This is a genomic window from Vibrio sp. 10N.261.55.F4, from assembly GCF_041470465.1.
Classification (GTDB): Bacteria; Pseudomonadota; Gammaproteobacteria; order Enterobacterales; family Vibrionaceae; genus Vibrio; species Vibrio crassostreae_C.
On the sequence record NZ_JBFRMM010000033.1, the window covers coordinates 142,677 to 163,347 of the forward strand.

A 20,671-nucleotide genomic window follows, 5' to 3' on the forward strand; every position below is an offset into this window, starting at 1 on the left:
TGATTTTAAAGCAACAACATGAGGTAACACCCATAATTAGAAAAGATCGATGTTCCTTTGACGCTCTAGGAAAGATAATTGGTGCTTATCTCAAATCACACTCTTATAATGATTGTGTTATCAATATGTTCGATAATCATGGATGTAAGTCTTGGACAAAAATCAGTACCTTCTTGAAACAGAATTAGAAAAACTTAAAACTCGTGTCGACTCTGAGCCATCGGTGATCCTAGAGGTTGCCCAGCAGTGCCTAGTCCGATCAGAGCAAGTTCTGTTTGAAGAGGGTGCCATCCAGTCATTAATGTTAATGGCAAGATGTAGCTGGAACCTGATGGATTACCAAAAAGGTTTAAAATACATCAAGGAAGCCTACAAGCGCCAAAGCCGATTAGATACCGATCTTTTTCTGCCCGAAATCCTCCATTTACACGCGCTCCAGTTCTGGGGACAAGCCAAGTATTACTCCGCCCAACAGTTTTGGATCAATGCCTTAGAGCAGTCCGCATTGGTTGATGAAGTCGAAATTCAAATTGAATGCCTCATTGGCCTTGGTAATATATGGCGGATGACCCACGAATATAAACTTGCACGTTCAACCCACCAACTTGCCGTGAAAGTGGCTAACAACAGCCGTATTGGTTGGTTAGAGGGTAAAGCCAGAATACTGCTTGCGTGGGATTACTACCTGCTCAACAACTATGTTGAAATGCTGTCGGTATTGGACGGTGCAGAAGAAGCATTAAAAGACCATAAAGATAACACTTGGCATGCAGAGGTATGGGACTTTCGAGGCCTTGCCCTACTTGGTCTTGAACGCTTAGATGACGCGGAGCGCGCCACGGCCAAAGCGCACAATCTGGCAGTTGAACACAACCTAGTTTGGATGAAGGCGCACTCATACATCAGCCGAGCTAGATTGGAGCTCCTGAGAAAAAGACCAGAACAAGCGGCGGAATTACTGAGGCTCGCAGAACAATCCGCAAACGAGTTCGATAATGGCGAGTTGCTGAGCCAAATCTGTTACCAACAATCCTTGGTGGCGGAAGAAAACCAAGACTTCCAAGCCGCGCTCGTCGCCTTTAAAAAGTACCGTCAATATTCTATCGGCATGCTCAAAGAGCAAACGACACGTGTCGGTTTGGACAAAGCACGCAGTTCAAAACGCCAACTTGAACAGAGAGCACGAAAACTGATTAATCGTATTCGCGGTCAGCACGAGTACGATCCTGAAAAGCACCTCTCTTACGTTGTCTCTGAAACCTTTTGGTGGGAAAAGTTGGTGCTGTTCAAGACAGAGCTTAAACGTTCAAACCACAGCATCATTATGTTCCATCATGTCGATACTGATTACTTAGATGTCTGTACCGAGATTGCTCATGCTTTATGTAACCAGAATGACTTCATCGCAAGGCTAAGTTCTGAACGTGTGGCCCTTATGCTTTCCGAAAAAGGCGAAGCCGCAGAGAAAACCTTCCAAACTCTCAGCACCATGCTCGATATCTATCCATGGCATAGAAAAGGATTAAAAGGTTCGAAACCAAGCGTCAGCCTCAATGATATTTTGACGTTCCCGTTCACGCTTGAACAACTCGAAGAAGACGATGCTGAGGTAATAGAATAATGGAAACTCTATTAAGCAAGATCACAGACGCCGGTTTAGACCCTTCATCAGTATCAGGTGAAGAAGCGATCATCTTCTGGAACCACATTCGTCAGCACGTTTCGACAACGCAAACAGAGCAAGCGCACTGCTATATCATTAGCTCTGAATACCGTGCCGAGTTACAACAAAATCAAACCAGTATCGAAGAGTTGAGACGAGCACTCGATCTGCTCCACCTTCCTGCCGATATCGAAGATATTCTGACAGTCAAAACCAGTTTAAGTGACCGCTTAGTTGAAACTGGTGATTACACCTCAGCACTCAATGAATTCGTCAGTTCATCGACTATCGCGGTTGAACACGGTCATATCGATGAGTATGTATTAGCTATTTTAGGCATGGGCAACCTGTGTGATTCCTATGGCGATCACAACAGAGCACTTCGTTACTACCAAAAAATCAGCAGCATAGACCATGCGATAAGCAGTCGCTCACTTCGCCTCAAATTCAAGCTGCATATGGTAGCAAGCCTACTTCTACTCAATCGCATTACAGCAGCCAGCGATTTACTGAATGAGTGCGAAGAACTGAGTATTTTGGTCAGTGACAAGTTGCTCACAGCTCAAATACTGCTTTACCAAGCAAAGGTGCTGCGCGCTAAGAAAAAACACCATGAAGCGCTACGCTGTCTGTCTAAGGTTCAATACCCAGCCAACAGCACTCAAGCAAGCTGGCTTGCAACCATGACTCGTCTAGAGCTCTCACATTGCCTAAGTGCAACCGGCAAGCAAGACTACGCGAGCATGATTTTGTCGAGCACAGACAAACGCGTGAAAGCCTACTCGTCGCCAGTACTTGCAAAACGATTCTACGATTCGCTGAGTGATGTGTGTATGAATCAAGGGCGTTTTCAAGAAGCGCTAAGCTATGAGAAAAAAGGCTACCGAATTGAAACCGATCTGATGAAGCAGATCCCGATCAGTGAACTCGGTGCAAGCCAGCTACGCCGACTGTCTCGTTTTGAGTTACAACTCAAACTCATTCTCTCTGAACAAGAGAACAAAGAGCTCAAAGAGACAACCGAACAACACAAGAATGCGGTGGCTCAGCTTCAACAAGACGTATTCACAGATCCATTAACAGGGTTGCACAACCGCCGCTGGTTAGATGTGAAACTGAAAGACATGCTGCTGCACGATACCTCTTTCGCGCTGATGGTTATTGATATTGACCACTTCAAGTCTATCAATGATGAACTGAGTCACTTAGTGGGTGATAAAGCGATTGTTAGCGTGTCTCAAGAGCTGCGTTCATACTTTAAGTTTAGAGGCGCATCGTGTGTCAGGTTTGGCGGAGAAGAGTTCCTCGTCATTCTAGAGAACACTGATCTTCCGAAGGCAGAAACGCACTCTGAAAATTATCGAGAGCGCATTTTCCAATTCGGTTGGCATGAGATACTTGGGGAGCGCGGTTTGACCGTGAGTATTGGTATCACTTTGCATCGTGACGGAGAGAATACTCAACGCACCTTCTACCGTGCGGATAAAGCGCTATACCGAGCTAAAGCCAACGGCCGTAATCAAGTGTGTACAGAGTAGTGGCATATAGCTCTGTAGCTTAGGCCAACTGCTTATTGATAAAAGAACAGAGAAATACCAGCAAGGGCGGCAAGTGTGCCTATGATACTTTGCTTTGACACCTTCTCCCCTTTCAGCGCATAAATCACCAAAATAAAGACCGGGCTGGTCGCTATCAACGTTTGTGCAATCGCAGGGTTAGCATTCTTCAACGCCACTTGTTGAAGCCATAAAGCGAGAAACGTTCCGACAAAGATTGCCCCTAATAACCACAGTTTATCGAACCTAGTCATTTCCCATAGGTCTCTTTTTATCGATGAATACGGCTTCTTTTCAACAAAAGGGATAATCAGCATCACAGCAAACACGCCAATCGTCAGGCGAATCAGTGCACCTAATAATGGTGGGATATCACCCGCCACTAACGCGTAATGAGAAATCACCACACCGGATGCCTGACAAACACTCGCCACAAGCCCATAACCAATGCCACCCCACTGCGCTTTATCATTCGATTCACCGCTCGCCGATTTTGATGGCTGGAAGACAACGAAGGTCACCGCTAGTGTTGTAATCACGACACCGAGCCAACTTTGTACTGTCAATACAGCGCCAAGGAACATGAGTGCCAGCACACCAGAAAGAGGTGGTGCTAAAGATTCCAGTAACAGCGTCTTATTGGCACCGATTCTTTTCAACGCCGCAAAATAGGCGCTGTCTCCAATCGCAATACCAATCACACCTGAAATTGCCAATATCAGAAAATGGTTGGTACTCAATTCAAATTCAGGCATCGGTATTAACGGCATGACCAACAGCATCATGCCAGAGGCTACTACACCCTTAACAATGTTCAATTGCATCGCAGAGAAGCGATGTCCAAATTGCCCATAGATCCATGTCGCACATGCCCACACAATTGCAGCGCCAATGGCCGCCAATTCACCTATATACATCCGTATTTATCCCTTGTGGTTATGCACGTCATTTAGAATCGTAGCTGTCATCATTTCAGCTGAAATACCAACCAGAAAGCCGAAATAGCCTCTTCAAACGCGATGAAATTTTATAAGATTCATCAATGCTTTTATTCGCATTAGAAGCGACAACACATTATTTTTAACTCGGTAAATCATTTTTATAACAATTACTTGGATGATAGCGTAGTATATTTATAACTAATATCTAACATTACAAGGATCTGTTATGTTTTTAGACTACTTTGCGCTCGGCTTACTTATTTTCGTAGCATTAGTAATCTTTTACGGCATCATCGTTATTCACGATATTCCCTATGAAATTGCGAAAGAACGCAATCACCCTCATCAAGATGCTATTCACGTCTCAGGCTGGGTTAGCCTATTCACTTTACATACTATTTGGCCATTTCTTTGGATTTGGGCAACATTATGGCGCAAAGATCGTGGTTGGGGCTTCGCTAAATTAGAAGAAGAACAACACGATATTCATCATCGCGTCGATATTCTCATCGAGCAAGTGAGTACCCTTCAGGAAGAAATCGCACAGCTCAAGCAAGCTGGTGCTGGGCAAAACAGTTCAGAGAAAGAGACCAACAACGTTCAAGATCAGGAGGCTAAGTAATGGATTTACTGCTGATAATGACCTACGCGGCACTTTGTATCACCATTTTCAAGGTGTTCAATATACCGCTAAATAAATGGACAGTACCTACTGCCGTACTTGGAGGTGTGATCATAGTAGGTACCCTAATTCTACTAATGAACTACAACCATCCATTTACACAAATCGGTAACCAAGTTTACTCAACAACGCCAGTCGTTTCAGGCGTTAGGGGTAAAGTTATCGAAGTGCCTGTAGAAGCAAACAAACCACTGAAGCAAGGGGATATTCTTTTCAAAATCGACCCAGTTCCATTCGAAGCTGAAGTCGCAAGGTTAGAAGCTAAGGTAAAAGAAGCAAGCCAAGGTGCGCTTGGAATGGAATCTGAAGTGGTTGAAGCAGAGGCTGCAAAAATCAAAGCCATCGCGGAAAGAGATAAAGCTCAACGTGAGTTTTCTCGTTACAAGCGCGGTTACGACAGTGGCGCTTTTACCGAGCAGCAATTGGATACTCGCAGACAAGCTTACAAAGCATCGGAAGCGGCCGTGAAAGTTGCAGATGCAAACCTAGAACAAACAAAGATCGCCTTGGACTCTGAAATAGGTGGCGAGAATACAGCGGTTTTAAGCTTATTAGCTGAATTACGTAAAGCTCAGTTTGATTTAGAACAAACCGTGGTTCGAGCTCCCACTGACGGATACGTTACGCAACTAGCATTACGCCCAGGTGTAATGGCAGTACCACTTCCTTTAGCTCCCGTGATGACGTTTGTTCACACTGAAGCTCAGTTCTATACCGCTGCATTTAGACAGAACTCCTTACAACGCCTACAACCGGGTTACGAAGCTGAGTTCCTGTTTAGAGCATTGCCAGGAAAAATATTTAAAGGACGTATTGATGAAGTGATTCCAGCTATTGGTGAGAGCCAATTCCAAGCTAGAGGCGCGCTTCTAGGTACTGATGCGTTGCGTACTAGTGGTCGTGTGTTTGTTAAATTGAGCATCACTGATGACCTGTCTGACTACCATTTACCTATGGGTACCGCGGTTGAAGTTGCCGTTTATTCTGACAGCTTCACTCACGTGTCTATCATGCGTAAGGTCCTTATTCGCATGAAGAGTTGGCAAAACTATCTATACCTAGACCACTAAACGGGCGTAGATATGTGACGAACCCGCTTAACACATTGTTAAGACGAATGAAAAAGCCAGACCCGCTCTGGCTTTTTTGTTGCTTGATTAACCGTAAAATTGCGCTTTTTACACGATATTTAGGTGTTCAGATGGAATTTTAGACATCTAGACACTTACCTTCCCTTATGGAAGGGTTCTACTGTATAATGCGCGCCTTATTTTTTATATTTGCCCAAAAAACGTTCTCATTGAGACGCATATTAATAATGGCGAATATTCGTTCTTTATTAAGCTTTATCTTTCAGTATTCGAGGTTATCTATGAACTTTTCAGCTAAAACAGTGGTCGTTATTGCCATTGGCGCGGCACTGTACGGCATTGGTGGTTTACCTATGTTTGGTGTCCCAGTGTTTGCGAACACGACATTGAAACCAGCGATGGCAGTTCTAGCACTGTTTTCTGTTTTGTTCGGCCCAATTGTTGGCTTCTTAGTTGGCTTTATCGGTCACTGGGTTACGGATCTATTCGCAGGCTGGGGCGTGTGGTTAACTTGGGTTTTAGGCTCAGGTATCGTAGGCATGGTTATCGGCTTATTCCCAATGATGACTAAGAACCGCCTTCAACAAGGTGAACTGCCAATGAAAGATTTTGTATTGTTCGTGATACTGGCCCTTGCAGGTAACGTTGTAGGCTATGGCTGCTCTGCGTTACTCGACACCATCCTATACGCAGAACCGTTTACTAAAGTCTTCACTCAGCTGTCTATCATCGCAGCGGGTAACACCATTCTGATCGCTGTTGTGGGCTTCCTGATCCTAAAATCAGTCGCTAAACGCAACAAACAAAGCCGCAACCTGACTGAGGCATAAGCGATAATGACTATAGCATTTTCGAACTTCTCTTTTAGATATGAGTCGCTGGATAAACCGACGCTAAAAAATATCAATCTAAGGATAGAGAAAGGAGAGAAAATCGTCATTATTGGACCAAGTGGTAGTGGTAAATCTACCCTAGGTCAGTGTCTCAATGGTTTGATACCTCATGCAATCAAAGGTGAGGTAACAGGCTCTTTAGAGATAAACGGCAAGAATATCTCTGAGTTTTCGATGCACGATTATACCGAGCAAGTCGGCACCGTATTACAAGATACTGACAGCCAGTTTGTCGGTTTGAGTATCGGTGAAGATATCGCTTTCGCACTCGAAAACCAGTTGATGTCGAACATTGACATGTACCCGTTAGTTAAGTCGACGGCAAAAATGGTCGACCTAGCGGACATGCTTGAGCGTTCACCTCATGACCTTTCTGGTGGTCAAAAACAGCGAGTATCGTTAGCGGGCATCTTAGTTGATGACGTTGATATCTTGCTGTTTGATGAGCCTCTAGCAAGCCTTGACCCTAGAACCGGCAAGGCAACGATTGAGATCATCGACCAGCTGCATAAAGAAACCAACAAGACCATCGTGATTATCGAGCACCGCCTCGAGGATGTCCTACATCGCGATATCGACCGCGTGATCTTAATGGAACGCGGTGAAATCGTTGCTGACATGACACCCGATGAAATCTTAGCTTCTGAACTGCTTGAAACACACGGTATTCGTGAACCACTTTATTTATCTGCTCTGAAGGCAGCGAAAGCACCTTTGACCAGTGAAGATAAGCTATCAAACCTCAAAGCTCTCGATTACAAAAGATTCCGCCCTGCGGTTCAGGCTTGGTTTGCAGAGCGCCCGACTCCAGTTGCCGAGAAGCAGTACCAACCTTTGCTTGAGGTCCACGGCCTGACTTACTCTTACGATGGTGAAAAGAACGCTCTCGAAGATGTCAGCTTTAAGATTGGTAAGGGTGAGTTCGTTTCAATCTTAGGCAAAAACGGTTCAGGCAAATCTACCATCACTAAACTCATCATGGGTGTGATCGATGCCGATTCAGGCTCTTCCTATCTAAATGGTGAAGACCTATCTGAGCTTTCTATCTTTGAAAGAAGCCAGAAAGTCGGTGTCGTGATGCAGAACCCAAATCATATGATCTCTCATCATATGATTTTTGATGAAGTTGCATTCGGTCTGCGTAATCGTGGGGTTGCAGAGCAGGAAATCAAAGAGAAGGTGGAAAACGTTCTTGAGCTGTGTGGCTTGAGCAAGTTCCGCCACTGGCCAATCGAAGCGCTAAGCTACGGTCAGAAAAAACGCGTAACGATCGCTTCTATCTTAGTATTGGAGCCAGAGCTTCTGATCTTGGATGAACCAACAGCGGGTCAAGATTACCGCAACTACACCTCAATGCTGGCGTTTATCCAAAAGCTTAACCGCGAGTTAGGTATCACCGTCGTGATCATTTCACACGACATGCACCTTGTTCTAGAGTACACCACACGCTCAATTGTCATTGCTGACAGCAAGCTGATTGCCAATGCCGCGATGACGGAAGTATTCAGTCAGCCATCGCTGTTAGAACGCGCAAATCTTTGTACCACCAGCATTTATGAACTCGCGACTATGATGAAAATCGACGACACCAACGCATTCATGCAGTACTTCATCGACTACGAGAGAAGCGCTCAATGAACGTATCAAAAGTAAAATTCGGCATCAATTACATTGATACAAAATCACCGCTTCATGCACTTAACGGCATCACCAAATTTGCGCTCTTCTTAGCTTGGGTAACCGTGGTCTTAACTACGTTCGACCTAAGATTGATTGCACTGCTTATTGTGACTGGTTTATACCTGCTAAAGCTGACCAATGTGCCTGTACGCGTATATAAGCCTCTGTTATTGGGTACGGCGAGTGTATTGAGCCTAAATGCTTTGTTCATGTATCTGCTGGCTCCACAGCAAGGTACTGAGCTCATCGGCAGCAAAACCTTATTGCTGACATTGCCGGGTAACTACTCGTTGAGCCAAGAGACTCTGTTTTACTTGGTTACTGTGACGCTCAAATACATGAGCATGTTCCCGATAGCGTTGATTTTTGTCTTCACAACGCATCCGACTGAGTTTGCAGCTAGCCTCAACCGTATCGGTGTTCCTTACAAGATCGCCTATGCGGTCAGCTTAACACTGCGTTACTTGCCAGAAGTTAAGAAAGACTTCATCAATATCATGCATGCTCAACAGGCTCGTGGTGTAGAGCTCTCAAAGAAAGCGCCTCTAATTACTCGAATCAAAAATGTGGCTAAGGTTCTAGGCCCGCTCATTTTCTCTAGCTTGGACCGAGCAGACGAGATCTCTAACGCAATGACGTTACGAGGTTTTGGCCGACACAAAGCTCGCACTTGGTATAGCTATGCACCTTTGAAACGTATCGACTTTGTTTGTTTAGGTGTCATCGCTTTTATCGTGGTGTTAGCCATTGCGAAACGCATTCTAGAGCCGCAGTTATTTTGGTATCCGTTCTAGTCATCTGAATTAGCATAGATAAACAAAGACTTTAAATAACACACCGCTCAATAGGGCGGTGTTTTTGTTTATGCCAAAATCTGATTGATAATTGAACCAATGACACAATACTGACTATATTTAACGATAAATTGACCAGTTATTTACCCTTGGAGTTTGAGATTTAATTCATAAGCTCTTAATATACTCGTTTACAGAATGTTACACTCAATAGAGATTTGTAATGGCTCGAATTACTCAAGTACAGAAACTAGAAAACCAAAAACACTACGATGAAATCGTACTAAACCTTTTTCTGGCTGAAGGACATGAAGCACTAACTTATGCAAGGATTGCTCAAGAGATTGGCATTAGTTTAACGACGCTTCAGGGCTATTATCCGTCGACCCGCGCTATTCGCTCAGTACTTCACGAACACATGCTATCGATCGTTATAGACAGTCTAGACTTTTCATCGGAAGCGCTTTTTATCCAATCTTGGCAAGCCGCTCTAGATAATGAGCAGTTTCGATACGTGATTAAATTGATGTTTTTCCATGCTTCGCAAATCAAGAATCCTGAGCAATTTAACCTCAGCTCGAACGGCGAATTTCGTGAAAAGATGTTGGACAGTTTCGGCAACAACTCAGTTCGAATCCTTGAAATGGTAGTCGGACGCTCAATGTTCTATCTCACCAACTTCAAGTAACGCTAACCAGCTTACTGAAATAGAAAAAGGGAACCCTAGGGTTCCCTTTTTTAGACTTTCAGAAAAGTGAGCAGCGATGACCTGCTCAACTTATAGACCTAATTTAGCTTGTAAAAAACGGTCGATAACGGCGGCAAACGCAGCTCAATCGATGTGTCTAGCCCTTCGCTTTCTACAGATTCAATCTCAGCAGTCTGCTTCACTTCAAAACCGCTGCCTGCATAGTCGACAGAGTCTGTATTCAACAACAATGCGTATTCACCTTTTGCAGGAACACCTAAGCGGAAATGCTCGTGAGGCACTGGCGTAAAGTTAGACACTATCAATACTCGCTCACCAGATTCACTGATGCGCTCGTGCGCAAGAATGCTCGCTTCAGCAGAGTCCTGTAGACGCCATTCAAAGCCTTTCGGATCAAAATCAAGATCGTGCATTGCAGCTTCAGAGCGGTACAGATTGTTCAGGTCTTTCGTTAAACGCTGAACACCTTGATGACGCTCGTAATCCAGCAAAAACCATTGCAGCTGGTCGTCATGGTTCCATTCAGCCGTCTGACCAAATTCTGCACCCATGAAGTTCAGCTTCTTACCTGGTTGCGCATACATGTAACCCATATAAGCACGTAGGTTTGCCGTTTGCTGCCATTCATCACCAGGCATCTTGTTGTGGATAGAACCTTTACCGTAAACCACCTCATCGTGAGACAGAGACAATACATAATTCTCACTGTGTGCGTAAACCAGTGGGAAGGTAATCGTATCGTGGTGATATTTACGGTTGATTGGGTCTTCTTGAATGTAAGACAAGCTGTCGTGCATCCAACCCATGTTCCACTTAAAGCCAAAGCCTAAGCCGCCCATAAAAGTCGGTGCTGAAACACCAGGGAAAGCCGTTGATTCTTCAGCAATCGTCATCGCATTCGGAAAGTGTTTATACACTTCTTCGTTCATCCACTTAAGGGTTGCGATAGCGTCGTAGTTTTCGTTGCCGCCATCCGCATTCGGGATCCATTGGTCATGGCTACGCGAATAGTCGAGGTACAACATCGAAGCAACCGCATCAACACGGATGCCATCAATGTGGAATTGCTCGAACCAGTACAGTGCATTAGAAACTAAGAAACGACGAACATGCTCTTTGCCTAAATCGTAAATGTACGAGTTCCAATCTTGATGCCAACCACGACGTGGATCTGGATCATGGAATAATGGCGTACCATCGAAGTTTGCTAGGCCGTGATCATCACTTGGGAAGTGAGCAGGAACCCAGTCCAGAACAACGCCGAGACCCGCTTGGTGACATTGATCGACGAAGTATTTGAAATCATCTGGAGAGCCAAAACGGCTAGTCGGTGCAAATAGACCTACAGGCTGATAGCCCCAAGAACCGTAGAATGGATGTTCTGAAACTGGCATTAGTTCAACGTGCGTGTAGCCAAGATCCGTTAGGTATGGGATCAGCTCTGCCGCAAGCTCGCGATAATTTAAGAATTCACCTTCAGCGTTACGCTTCCAAGAACCTGCATGCAATTCATAGAACGAAAGCGCTTCTTTGCGCTTTTGCGTTACCGGGCGATTTTGCCATTGAGTATCTTGCCACTGGTAACGAGCGTGATCGTAAGTTACAGATGAGAACGATGGGTATTGCTCAGAGTAGAAACCCCATGGGTCAGCTTTGTGTGGTAAGCCTTCGCCATTTGGTCCTTTTAATTCAAACTTGTATTGAGCGCCTTCTTCCAGTTCAGGAATGAATAAGCCCCACATACCGTAATCTAGGCGTTGCATTGGGTGGCGGCGACCATCCCAAGCGTTGAAGTTACCCACCAAGCTTACCGCAGTTGCATGCGGTGCGTACACCAAGAAACGCGTACCTGAAATCGTCTGTCCATCACGCTCTAGCGTAATAAACTGAGCCCCCATGTGATGATACATATCTTTCGGTGTATGAAGATCTTCATAACTCGCGTACAGATCGTGGTACTGGTAAGGATCATCGATGATCTGTTCTACGCCAGCCCAATCAACCGCAAGCTTATAGTGAGTAAAACGTAAGTCTCTCTCTTGCTTAAGAATGAAACCACTTTCACCCTCTCGCGCTAACTCAATACGAGGTTCCTTTCCAACAATCAACTCGACTTTATTTGCCCCAGGAATCCACACACGTAATGCACCTTGCTCTGAAGGTAGGTATGGCCCTAAAAACGCAAATGGGTCAGTAAAACAAGCCTGTGATAGTTGGGTATATATTTGTTTTTGCTTTGAAATCGAACTTAGTTCCAAAACGCTTCTCCCTAACCAAACATCCAAAAAATATAATACAAAAATGCCCGCTATTAGTGCGGGCAATATAACGACGGTTTATTCTACCAGATGAGCATTCATTATTGAGTGACCGAGGTTGTAGTTTCGTACGGCGTAAGCAAAAAACCACCTATTTTCAAGTCACTCAATGTCACTACTTACCTGCTTTTTCTCGAACGTCAGTCAGCTTAGAAGCGATACGATTAACACCTTCGTGAGCAAATATTTCGTCCAAGTTCATTGATAGTTTACGACGCCAGTTAGGGTACTCATCAACCGTGCCAGGAATGTTTACTGGCTTGTCCATCTCTAGCCAATCTTCTAGCTGAACGCTCAGTAGTGTTGAACCACCAGCCGCTACGTGCAGTTGAAGTGCCTCAGCAAGGTAAGAGTCCATCGGTACTTGGCTCGCATCGCGGCCCACACCTTCTGGTAGGAAACCATGCCATGCTACTGAATCTAAGATACCTTGCTTGCACTCTAGGCGGTCATCGAACAAGGTTTCTAATTGTTCTGCATCTGGGTATAAGCCAATCTCTTGGCCCATTTTCAGGTCATCACAGTGCCAGAAGCCACGAAGCGTTGGCATATCGTGAGTACACAGTGCGGCCATCGATTGTGATGCGTAGTGTTTTGGTGAGATGAAACCACCGTCATCTTCTGATGTTTCGAAGAAGAACACTTTGTAAGAGTGCACGCCAGCATCTGCAAGGATGTCGACAATCTCATCCGGTACCGTTCCTAAATCTTCACCGATAACGCTACATTGGTAACGGTGAGATTCAAGCGCCAGAATAGACAGCATATCTTGTACTGGGTAGTAGATGTACGCGCCCTTAGTTGCGTTCTCACCCTTTGGAATCCACCACAAGCGCAGTAGACCTAAAACGTGGTCGATACGCAGTGCACCACAGTGCTTCATGTTCGCACGAAGTAGCTTGATGTAAGCGTCGTAGCTTGTTTCTTGAAGCACTTCTGGGTTTAACGGAGGTAGACCCCAGTTCTGACCCAAAGGACCAAGAATATCAGGTGGAGCACCAATGCTCGCATCCATCACTAGGTTGCCTTCGTCAGCCCAAGTCTCGCTGCCTGAATCTGCAACACCTACCGCTAAGTCACGGTACAGGCCAACAGCCATGCCCTTCTCTTCTGCAAGAGACTGTGCATCGTTGATCTGGCAATCTGCTAGCCATTGCAGGTACATGTACAGATGAACGTTTTCTAAGTTCTCTTTGATGTATTTCTGTGTCGCTGGGCTGTCGAATGTACGGTACTTCTCAGGGAATACCGGCCATCCCCACATGCCAGAATCTTCTGCATGCAGTTCACCATGTAGAGCATCAAACGCCGCTTGATGCATCAGGCTATCGCCACCCTCTTCTACGAAGGCTAAGAACGCTTGTGCACGGTCGCTGTTTTTGTCTAGATGACGAGTCTTAAACTCTGCGAATAGCAGAGGCAAGATGCTCATCTTAAGCTCAGACACTTCGGTGTAGTTTACCCAGTGTGCTTCACGCGCTTTTTGTAGACGCTGTTGGAACTCTGCGCTGCCGACTGTTTGTTGTGCTTCTGCACTTAGTGCAAATTCAGGAACTGAACTCACATCAATGTATAAGATGTTCAACCAGCGACGAGAAGATGGGCTATATGGGCTCGCACCTTCAGGGTTCGCAGGGAACAATGAGTGAATTGGGTTTAGACCAACGAAGTCACCACCACGAGAAGCGATATCCGCAACAAGCTGTTTTAGGTCTCCGAAATCACCAATACCCCAGTTATGCTGAGTTCTTAGGGTATAAAGTTGAACACTGGGTCCCCAAAGCTTTTTGCCTTGCTCGATTGGTGACTGCTTGAAACACGCTTTTGGCGTAATAATCAGTGTCATCTCGTAAGGCTTCTTACGGCGCTTACGGCTCACAATGAGCTTGTGATAACCCCATGCCAAATCACTTGGCAATGCAAACACTAAAGGGCCACCCTCGGCACGCTCGTCACGAATGACTTGAGATTGAAGATAGCCTTCAAGTACCTCTCCTTGCTCGGTTTCTAAGCGCCAGCTGAACTCACTTTCACGAGCACTTACACCTAGATTAAGCGCCACTTCTACTGGCTCACCGTCACGCAAGACAAGAACTGGGTCTAGTACATCTTTTTTGTGTTTTCTTTCTGCTGACTTAAGCAGTGCATCATCGCTGCTTGTATCGTAGCCCAACGAAGCCAATAGAGACGTGATCGTCTCGTCTGATACTTGTGCTTCATCGCCCCACGCACTAACGTAACTGTCGGCAATGTTTGCCATTTCTGCGACTTGTTTTAATACGGTCTGTTCTTTCATCGCTCTCTCCGAAAACGTTCTGACGCTTTCAATTTTGTAGGGTTGTTAATTTAATTTTTTACTAATCAATTAGCTTGTGACAATCGGTTTGTAAGCAGCTTGTTTATAAACGACAAACCTTTAAGCCTTTCGTTTGCTCACAAGCTAATTGAGCCAAGGCAGAGACTGCCTTGGCTACTTTGGAAGTATTAACGGTTAACCGCTTCAAGTTTCCAAATGTTGTTCACGTAGTCGCGGATTGAGCGGTCTGATGTGAACTTACCAACCAATGCTGTGTTAAGAATTGCTTTCTTAGCCCAACCTGCTTGGTCTTTGTATTGCGTGCCCATGTCTTCATGTGCTTTCACATAAGAGGCGAAATCAGCAAGACATAGGTACGGGTCGCCACCGTCTAGTAGGCTATCAAACGTTGCACGTAGAAGGCCTGGTTGACCTGGAGAGAACTCATCGCCAGTCAGTAGGTCTAGAGATGCTTTCAGCAGTGGGTCTGCGTTGTAGTAGTCGTATGGGTTGTAGCCTTGAGCTTTCAGAGCTTGAACACCATCAACGTCTAGGCCGAAGATGTAGATGTTTTCATCACCCACTTCTTCACGAATCTCAACGTTTGCACCATCCATCGTACCGATAGTTAGCGCGCCGTTTAGAGCCATCTTCATGTTGCCCGTACCAGATGCTTCTTTACCCGCTAGTGAGATTTGCTGAGAAACGTCTGCTGCAGGGATGATGATTTCAGCCATGCTTACACGGTAGTCAGGAATGAATACCACTTTCAGTTTGCTGCCAATGCGAGGGTCGTTGTTGATCTTCTCTGCAATCTTGTTAACCGCGAAGATGATCTCTTTCGCTAGGTGGTAACCCGGTGCTGCTTTCGCTGCGAAGAAACATACGCGTGGCTCACACTCGAAACCAGGTTCGTTAAGAATACGGTGGTACAGAGATAGAATGTGTAGCAAATCTAGGTGCTGACGCTTGTATTCGTGAAGACGCTTGATTTGCACGTCAAAGATAGCGTTAGTATCTAGCTCGATACCCATGTTCTCTTGAACCCAATCAGCTAGGCGCTGTTTGTTTTCTTTCTTAACAGCCATGAATTCTTTTTGGAATTTCGCGTCTGTTGCAAACTTAGCGATGCCTTCTAGCTGCTCAAGTTTTGCTGGCCATTCAGTGCCGATCTTACCCGTGATTAGCGTAGATAGACCTGGGTTACAGAACTTCAACCAACGACGTGGCGTGATGCCGTTCGTTACGTTAGTCAGTTTACCTGGGAAGATTTCGTTGAACTCAGGGAACAAGTCTTTCTTAACCAGTTGTGAGTGAAGCGCAGCTACACCGTTTACTTTGTAAGAACCAATCACACATAGGTTTGCCATGCGAACCATGCGGTGGAAACCTTCTTGGATGATAGAAAGCTTCGCTTGCTTCTCACCGTCACCAGGCCACATCTTGCGAACTTCTTGCATGAAGCGGTGGTTGATTTCAAAAATGATTTCCATGTGACGTGGAAGAAGACGGTTGATCAGTGATTCAGACCAAGTCTCTAGTGCTTCAGGAAGTAGTGTGTGGTTCGTGTATGCGAACGTATGAGCACTGATTTCCCATGCTTGGTCCCAAGATAGACCTTTCTCGTCAATCAAGATGCGCATTAGCTCAGGAATCGCAATCGTTGGGTGCGTATCGTTAAGCTGAATCGTTTCTTGCTTAGGCAGATCTTCTAGAGAGAAACCTGCTGCTTCGTGGCGACGTAGAATATCGCGAACCGATGCTGCTGAATGGAAGTACTGCTGCATTAGACGCAGAGTCTTACCTTTCTCGTGGTTGTCGTTCGGGTAAAGAACTTTAGTGATGTTACCTGCATCGATTAGCGAGTGTTGCGCTTCGAAGTAATCACCGTTGTTAAAGCTTGCTAGCGAGAATGGTGCGATTGCCTGACATTCCCAAAGACGCAGCGGGTAAACCGTGTTTGACTCGTAACCTACGATAGGTAGATCCCAAGGCATTGCTTTTACTTCCATACCTGGAACCCAAGTACGAACTTCTTTACCGTCAACGAATTCAACGTCTACATGACCGTAAAAACCAATGTGTTGTGCTAGTTCTGGACGAGCTACTTCCCATGGGTAACCTTCAACACCACGCCATGCGTCAGGTGCTTCTTGTTGACGACCGTCTTGGAAAGATTGTTTGAATAGACCGTACTCGTAGTGAAGACCGTAGCCTACTGTTGGGTATTCTTGAGCGGCACAAGAATCCATGAAACAAGCAGCTAGACGACCAAGACCACCATTACCTAGTGATGGGTCGCGTTCTTCTTCTAGAAGGTCAGTTAGGTTTTGACCTAGCTCTTCCATTGCATGAGTGATCTGTTCGTAAAGACCCATGCTGATCAGGTTGTTACCTGTTAGACGACCAATCAAAAACTCTAGTGATAGGTAGTTAACGCTCTTAGCGTTCTTAATTTTTTCATCATTTTCAGTTTCTAGCAGGTCAAAAGTCGTTAGCTCTGCAAGAGCACGACCCATTGCTAGATACCATGAACGGCTGTCTGCTGTTTCAACGGTTGTTGCGTAGGTTGCAGATAAATGTTTCTTAACACTCTCTTGGAATGACACTTTATCGAAAGTTTTTTGCTGAGTTGGTTTCATTTCAGAAATCTCGCTTTTAATAGTTCTAATTCATCTGTGACATATCGTGCATGGTCACCATAAACTAAACATCCTCCCGCTAATGCAACTGACTAGGAGTAGATGGGAGGGCGTAGGGGGCGTACCGACTTAGGGTTAGTGATCTGACTCTCATGTTCTGACTGAGAACAAAAACTTGGAGTGACTAAGATCACAAGCTCCCGTTCGATAACTTAACTTCAATTGATGTGACTTTTATTTAACCAGATTAAAGTCATTGTCAAATCTGATATTCAGATCACGAAAATAATTTCCAACTCTCATCTTTTGCATAGATTCCCGTGTAGGGATGAACGAAGTCACATTCACAAACCAACCCGCAACGTGAGCAAAGTCTCAAATAAAGGGCGTAGACACCCAAAAACATGCAGGAGTGCAAGGTTTCTGAGGAGGATCGTAGTCGGTAACGTTTGGCTTCACGTAATATGAGTAAAGACTTAAGTAATTAGGCTCATGTCATTGGAGTGCACTCAACGATAGATTGGGATATTCCAGAACATAGCCACGGAATAGGTGTAAAACTTCGATATGTGGATCCCTTCGAAACTGACTCGTCCCGGCCGCTTACATAATGCAATCCTACGACCTAGGGTTCTCGATCTGCTTCACAATGCAGATTGCTATAAGCTTGTGTTGTTCCGCTCTCCAGCGGGCTACGGCAAAACCACCATGGCTGCACAATGGTTGGTAGATAAACCCAATGTGGGTTGGTACAGCATTGATGATAGCGACAACGATGCCTTCCGCTTTATCAACTACCTACTTCAATCACTTAATAAAGCGACTCAAAATGCCTGTCCGAATGCCCAAAAGCTGGCAGAAAAACGACAGTTTTCATCGCTGCATTCTTTATTAAGTGAAGTATTTGCCGAGATGTCGGAATTCCATCACGAGTGTTTTCTGGTGTTGGATGACTATCACTTGGTCAACAATGACGACATCCACGAAGCCATGCGCTTCTTCCTCAAACACATGCCCGATAACCTAACGTTGGTTGTCACCAGTCGTGGTACGCCACCACTTGGTACAGCAAACCTGCGCGTTCGTGACTTAATGATCGAATTAGGTAATGACTCGTTGGCGTTTGATACCGAAGAAACCACACGCTTTTTCAACCAACGCGTAGCCGACGGCATTGATGACACCACGGCAGATAGCATTTGTAGTTATGTAGAAGGTTGGCCTTCTGCACTACAACTTATCGCGCTACAAGCACAACACCAAAAACGCACTCTTGCACAGTCCGCAGAGTCATTCTCTCACTTTAACCATGCCCACCTTTGGGATTACTTGGTTGAAGAAGTATTCGATCTACTGGATAAAGAAACCCGACAGTTCTTAATGCAGTGTTCAGTACTTGATCATTTCAATGACGAATTAGTCTGCGCGCTTACACAGCGTGAAGACGCACTGGGTATGATCGAATCACTCAACCGATTTGGCTTATTCATCTACCCGCTTGAAGGCGAGAAAAACTGGTACCGATTCCACAATCTATTTGGTGAATTCCTCGCACATGAGCGCCAAGCTCGAATTCCTCAGCAAGAAGCAGAACTGCATCGAAGTGCTGCAAAAGCGTGGATCAAGCAAAACACACCACACCAAGCACTACGTCACGCACAGCGCGCTGAAGATCCAGAACTGATCATTCAAATCCTGACTGAGCACGGTTGGCCGATGTTCAACCAAGGTGAGCTGTCGTCACTAGAGATGGCGATCAAGCAACTGACTACCGACCAACTTTACAGTGAGCCAAAGCTTTCGATGTTGCGTGCTTGGCTTGCACAAAGTCAGCACCGTTATGACCAAGTGGGTACTTTGTTGGAAGAGGCTGAGACTCAATATCAAGCTCGAAACATTGAACTCGATACTCAGCAGCAAGGCCAATACAACGCCTTACGCGCACAAGTTGCCATCAACAGCAATGAGCCTGAGAAAGCATTGGAATTGGCTGAGCTTTCGTTGAGTCAGTTGAACACCACCGTTTATCGTAGCCGCATTGTCGCAACCTCGGTTGTAGGCGAAGTGAATCACGTAATGGGTAACCTAAGCCGTGCGCTACCGATGATGCAACAAACAGAAAAACTGGCACGTCAGTATCAGGTTTACCATCAGGCCCTGTGGGCGATTCTGCAACAAAGCGAAATCTTGATTGCTCAAGGTTATGTTCAAGCTGCATTTGAGCTACAAGACAGTGCATTCAAATTGATTGAAGAACATCAGCTGCAATACGTACCTCTGCACGAATTCTTGCTGCGTGTTCGCGCTCAGATCTTCTGGTGTTGGAACCGACTAGATGAAGCGGAAGAGTGTTGCTACAAAGGCTTAGATATCCTTGGTCACCACTCTCCGAGTAAACACCTGCACAGCTATTCTATGTTGGCTCGTATTTCATTGAGCCGTGGTGAGATTGATAAAGCGTCGAAATTTATCGACCAGATTCAGCACCTATTGCGTCAATCGACTTACCACGTAGATTGGACGGCAAATGCTTCTCTTTCTTTGATTCTGTTCTGGCAAGTAAAAGGCGATAAAGAAGCTATCCGTGATTGGCTGAGTGTGGCTGTTCGACCTGAATCGGCAAGTAACCACTTCTGCCAACTTCAGTGGCGAAACATCGTTCGTGCTCACATCATCCTTGAGCAGTATGAAGACGCAGAAGAAGCGCTAACTTTCCTTAAGAGTGAAGCCCAGCGTTCGCACCTGATTACAGACACCAACCGCAACTTGATCGTTGAAGCCGTGTTACGTACACAAATTAACGATGAAGACAGCGCACGAGTACTGCTTGAAGAAGCGCTTCATATGACTAACCAAACCGGTATGGTCGGTAACTTCTTAGTCGACGGTGGGACTATCGGGCATATCTTGGATAAGTTGAGCAACAAGCCTGGCTTAGGTGATTTAGAACGTCACCGCGCGCAACAAATCATGAAGGATATCTCCACGACCCAACGCAGTCGTTCGGTGCATTTCGATGAAGACTTTGTTGAGAACTTGGTTAATCACCCGAATATCCCTGAGCTGGTGCGCACTAGCCCACTCACTCAGCGTGAATGGCAAGTGCTTGGTCTGATCTATTCAGGATTCAGTAATGAGCAGATCGCTCAAGAACTCGATGTAGCGGGTACCACGATCAAGACTCACATCCGTAACCTTTACCAAAAACTCAATATTGCTAACCGTAAAGAAGCAATCAGCACAGCGGAAAACTTGCTGCAGTTGATGGGGTACTAAAACGGATTCGAGATTGATTCGAGAAAACATAAGCTAGTCACCGATGGTGGCTGGCTTTTTTTTCATCTGAAGTTTAGAACCTAAAAATGTAGGAATGGGAAAAGTAAAAAGACGATCACCAAACGACAGG

At 45.4% G+C, this 20,671-nt stretch carries 13 protein-coding genes; 9 read left to right on the forward strand and 4 right to left on the reverse strand.

The annotated features are described in order from the left end of the window. Positions 1–151: 151 nt before the first annotated feature. Both AB4249_RS16225 and AB4249_RS16230 read left to right on the forward strand, forming a co-directional pair. Positions 152–1,621 (forward strand): hypothetical protein, encoded by a 1,470-nt coding sequence (locus AB4249_RS16225; RefSeq protein WP_136979020.1) that lies wholly within the window; start codon positions 152–154, stop codon positions 1,619–1,621. Beyond that, positions 1,621–3,201 carry a diguanylate cyclase domain-containing protein gene (locus AB4249_RS16230; RefSeq protein WP_372057814.1) on the forward strand — a complete coding sequence of 527 codons (1,581 nt, stop codon included), beginning with the start codon at positions 1,621–1,623 and terminating at the stop codon, positions 3,199–3,201. The genes AB4249_RS16225 and AB4249_RS16230 overlap by 1 nt, the downstream gene beginning before the upstream one ends. Positions 3,202–3,233: 32 nt before the next feature. Here the strand turns inward: AB4249_RS16230 and AB4249_RS16235 are convergent, their stop codons facing one another. Next, the gene (locus AB4249_RS16235; RefSeq protein WP_372103936.1) at positions 3,234–4,136 is read right to left on the reverse strand and encodes a DMT family transporter; all 903 of its coding nucleotides are present in this window, start codon (positions 4,134–4,136) and stop codon (positions 3,234–3,236) included. A gap of 250 nt (positions 4,137–4,386) precedes the next feature. On the opposite strand from AB4249_RS16235, the gene AB4249_RS16240 reads away from it, so the two are divergent. The 6 genes from AB4249_RS16240 (at position 4,387) to AB4249_RS16265 (ending at position 9,988) form a co-directional block, all read left to right on the forward strand. Continuing rightward, positions 4,387–4,782 (forward strand): DUF3302 domain-containing protein, encoded by a 396-nt coding sequence (locus AB4249_RS16240; RefSeq protein ID WP_372103939.1) that lies wholly within the window; start codon positions 4,387–4,389, stop codon positions 4,780–4,782. After that, on the forward strand, positions 4,782–5,912 hold the full coding sequence (locus tag AB4249_RS16245; protein ID WP_017064244.1) for an HlyD family secretion protein: 1,131 nt from the start codon (positions 4,782–4,784) through the stop codon (positions 5,910–5,912). Before AB4249_RS16240 ends, AB4249_RS16245 begins: the two co-directional genes overlap by 1 nt. A gap of 302 nt (positions 5,913–6,214) precedes the next feature. Next, positions 6,215–6,763, forward strand: a complete 549-nt coding sequence (locus AB4249_RS16250) for an ECF-type riboflavin transporter substrate-binding protein (protein ID WP_372103942.1) — start codon at positions 6,215–6,217, stop codon at positions 6,761–6,763. Positions 6,764–6,769: 6 nt separating this feature from the next. After that, positions 6,770–8,464, forward strand: coding sequence for an ABC transporter ATP-binding protein (locus AB4249_RS16255; protein WP_372103945.1), 1,695 nt, complete (start codon positions 6,770–6,772; stop codon positions 8,462–8,464). Then, entirely contained in the window at positions 8,461–9,300 is an 840-nt protein-coding gene (locus AB4249_RS16260) for an energy-coupling factor transporter transmembrane protein EcfT (RefSeq protein ID WP_017064241.1), read from the forward strand. Before AB4249_RS16255 ends, AB4249_RS16260 begins: the two co-directional genes overlap by 4 nt. A gap of 223 nt (positions 9,301–9,523) precedes the next feature. After that, a complete protein-coding gene (locus AB4249_RS16265; RefSeq protein ID WP_372103948.1) occupies positions 9,524–9,988 on the forward strand; it encodes a TetR/AcrR family transcriptional regulator in 465 nt (154 codons plus the stop codon). Between the two features lie 98 nt (positions 9,989–10,086). On the opposite strand, the gene glgB is transcribed toward AB4249_RS16265, so the two are convergent. The 3 genes from glgB to AB4249_RS16280 all read right to left on the reverse strand — a co-directional run bounded on the left by glgB (position 10,087) and on the right by AB4249_RS16280 (position 17,265). Then, positions 10,087–12,267, reverse strand: coding sequence for a 1,4-alpha-glucan branching protein GlgB (glgB, locus tag AB4249_RS16270; protein ID WP_372103951.1), 2,181 nt, complete (start codon positions 12,265–12,267; stop codon positions 10,087–10,089). A 175-nt stretch (positions 12,268–12,442) separates the two neighbouring features. Next, positions 12,443–14,623 carry a 4-alpha-glucanotransferase gene (malQ, locus tag AB4249_RS16275; RefSeq protein WP_017067441.1) on the reverse strand — a complete coding sequence of 727 codons (2,181 nt, stop codon included), beginning with the start codon at positions 14,621–14,623 and terminating at the stop codon, positions 12,443–12,445. A 188-nt stretch (positions 14,624–14,811) separates the two neighbouring features. After that, positions 14,812–17,265, reverse strand: a complete 2,454-nt coding sequence (locus AB4249_RS16280; RefSeq protein WP_372103954.1) for a glycogen/starch/alpha-glucan phosphorylase — start codon at positions 17,263–17,265, stop codon at positions 14,812–14,814. Between the two features lie 567 nt (positions 17,266–17,832). On the opposite strand from AB4249_RS16280, the gene malT reads away from it, so the two are divergent. Continuing rightward, positions 17,833–20,541, forward strand: a complete 2,709-nt coding sequence (gene malT / locus AB4249_RS16285; RefSeq protein WP_017067440.1) for an HTH-type transcriptional regulator MalT — start codon at positions 17,833–17,835, stop codon at positions 20,539–20,541. The last annotated feature ends 130 nt before the right edge of the window (positions 20,542–20,671 follow it).

Excerpts from the sequence above, each read along its gene's own strand:
- AB4249_RS16250 (WP_372103942.1), top strand. The coding sequence starts at position 6,215 with ATGAACTTTTCAGCTAAAACAGTGGTCGTTATTGCCATTGGCGCGGCA.
- AB4249_RS16255 (WP_372103945.1), top strand. The coding sequence starts at position 6,770 with ATGACTATAGCATTTTCGAACTTCTCTTTTAGATATGAGTCGCTGGAT.
- malT (WP_017067440.1), top strand. The coding sequence starts at position 17,833 with ATGTGGATCCCTTCGAAACTGACTCGTCCCGGCCGCTTACATAATGCA.
- AB4249_RS16230 (WP_372057814.1), top strand. The coding sequence starts at position 1,621 with ATGGAAACTCTATTAAGCAAGATCACAGACGCCGGTTTAGACCCTTCA.
- AB4249_RS16245 (WP_017064244.1), top strand. The coding sequence starts at position 4,782 with ATGGATTTACTGCTGATAATGACCTACGCGGCACTTTGTATCACCATT.
- AB4249_RS16280 (WP_372103954.1), bottom strand. The coding sequence starts at position 17,265 with ATGAAACCAACTCAGCAAAAAACTTTCGATAAAGTGTCATTCCAAGAG.
- AB4249_RS16235 (WP_372103936.1), bottom strand. The coding sequence starts at position 4,136 with ATGTATATAGGTGAATTGGCGGCCATTGGCGCTGCAATTGTGTGGGCA.
- AB4249_RS16265 (WP_372103948.1), top strand. The coding sequence starts at position 9,524 with ATGGCTCGAATTACTCAAGTACAGAAACTAGAAAACCAAAAACACTAC.
- AB4249_RS16260 (WP_017064241.1), top strand. The coding sequence starts at position 8,461 with ATGAACGTATCAAAAGTAAAATTCGGCATCAATTACATTGATACAAAA.
- AB4249_RS16240 (WP_372103939.1), top strand. The coding sequence starts at position 4,387 with ATGTTTTTAGACTACTTTGCGCTCGGCTTACTTATTTTCGTAGCATTA.
- malQ (WP_017067441.1), bottom strand. The coding sequence starts at position 14,623 with ATGAAAGAACAGACCGTATTAAAACAAGTCGCAGAAATGGCAAACATT.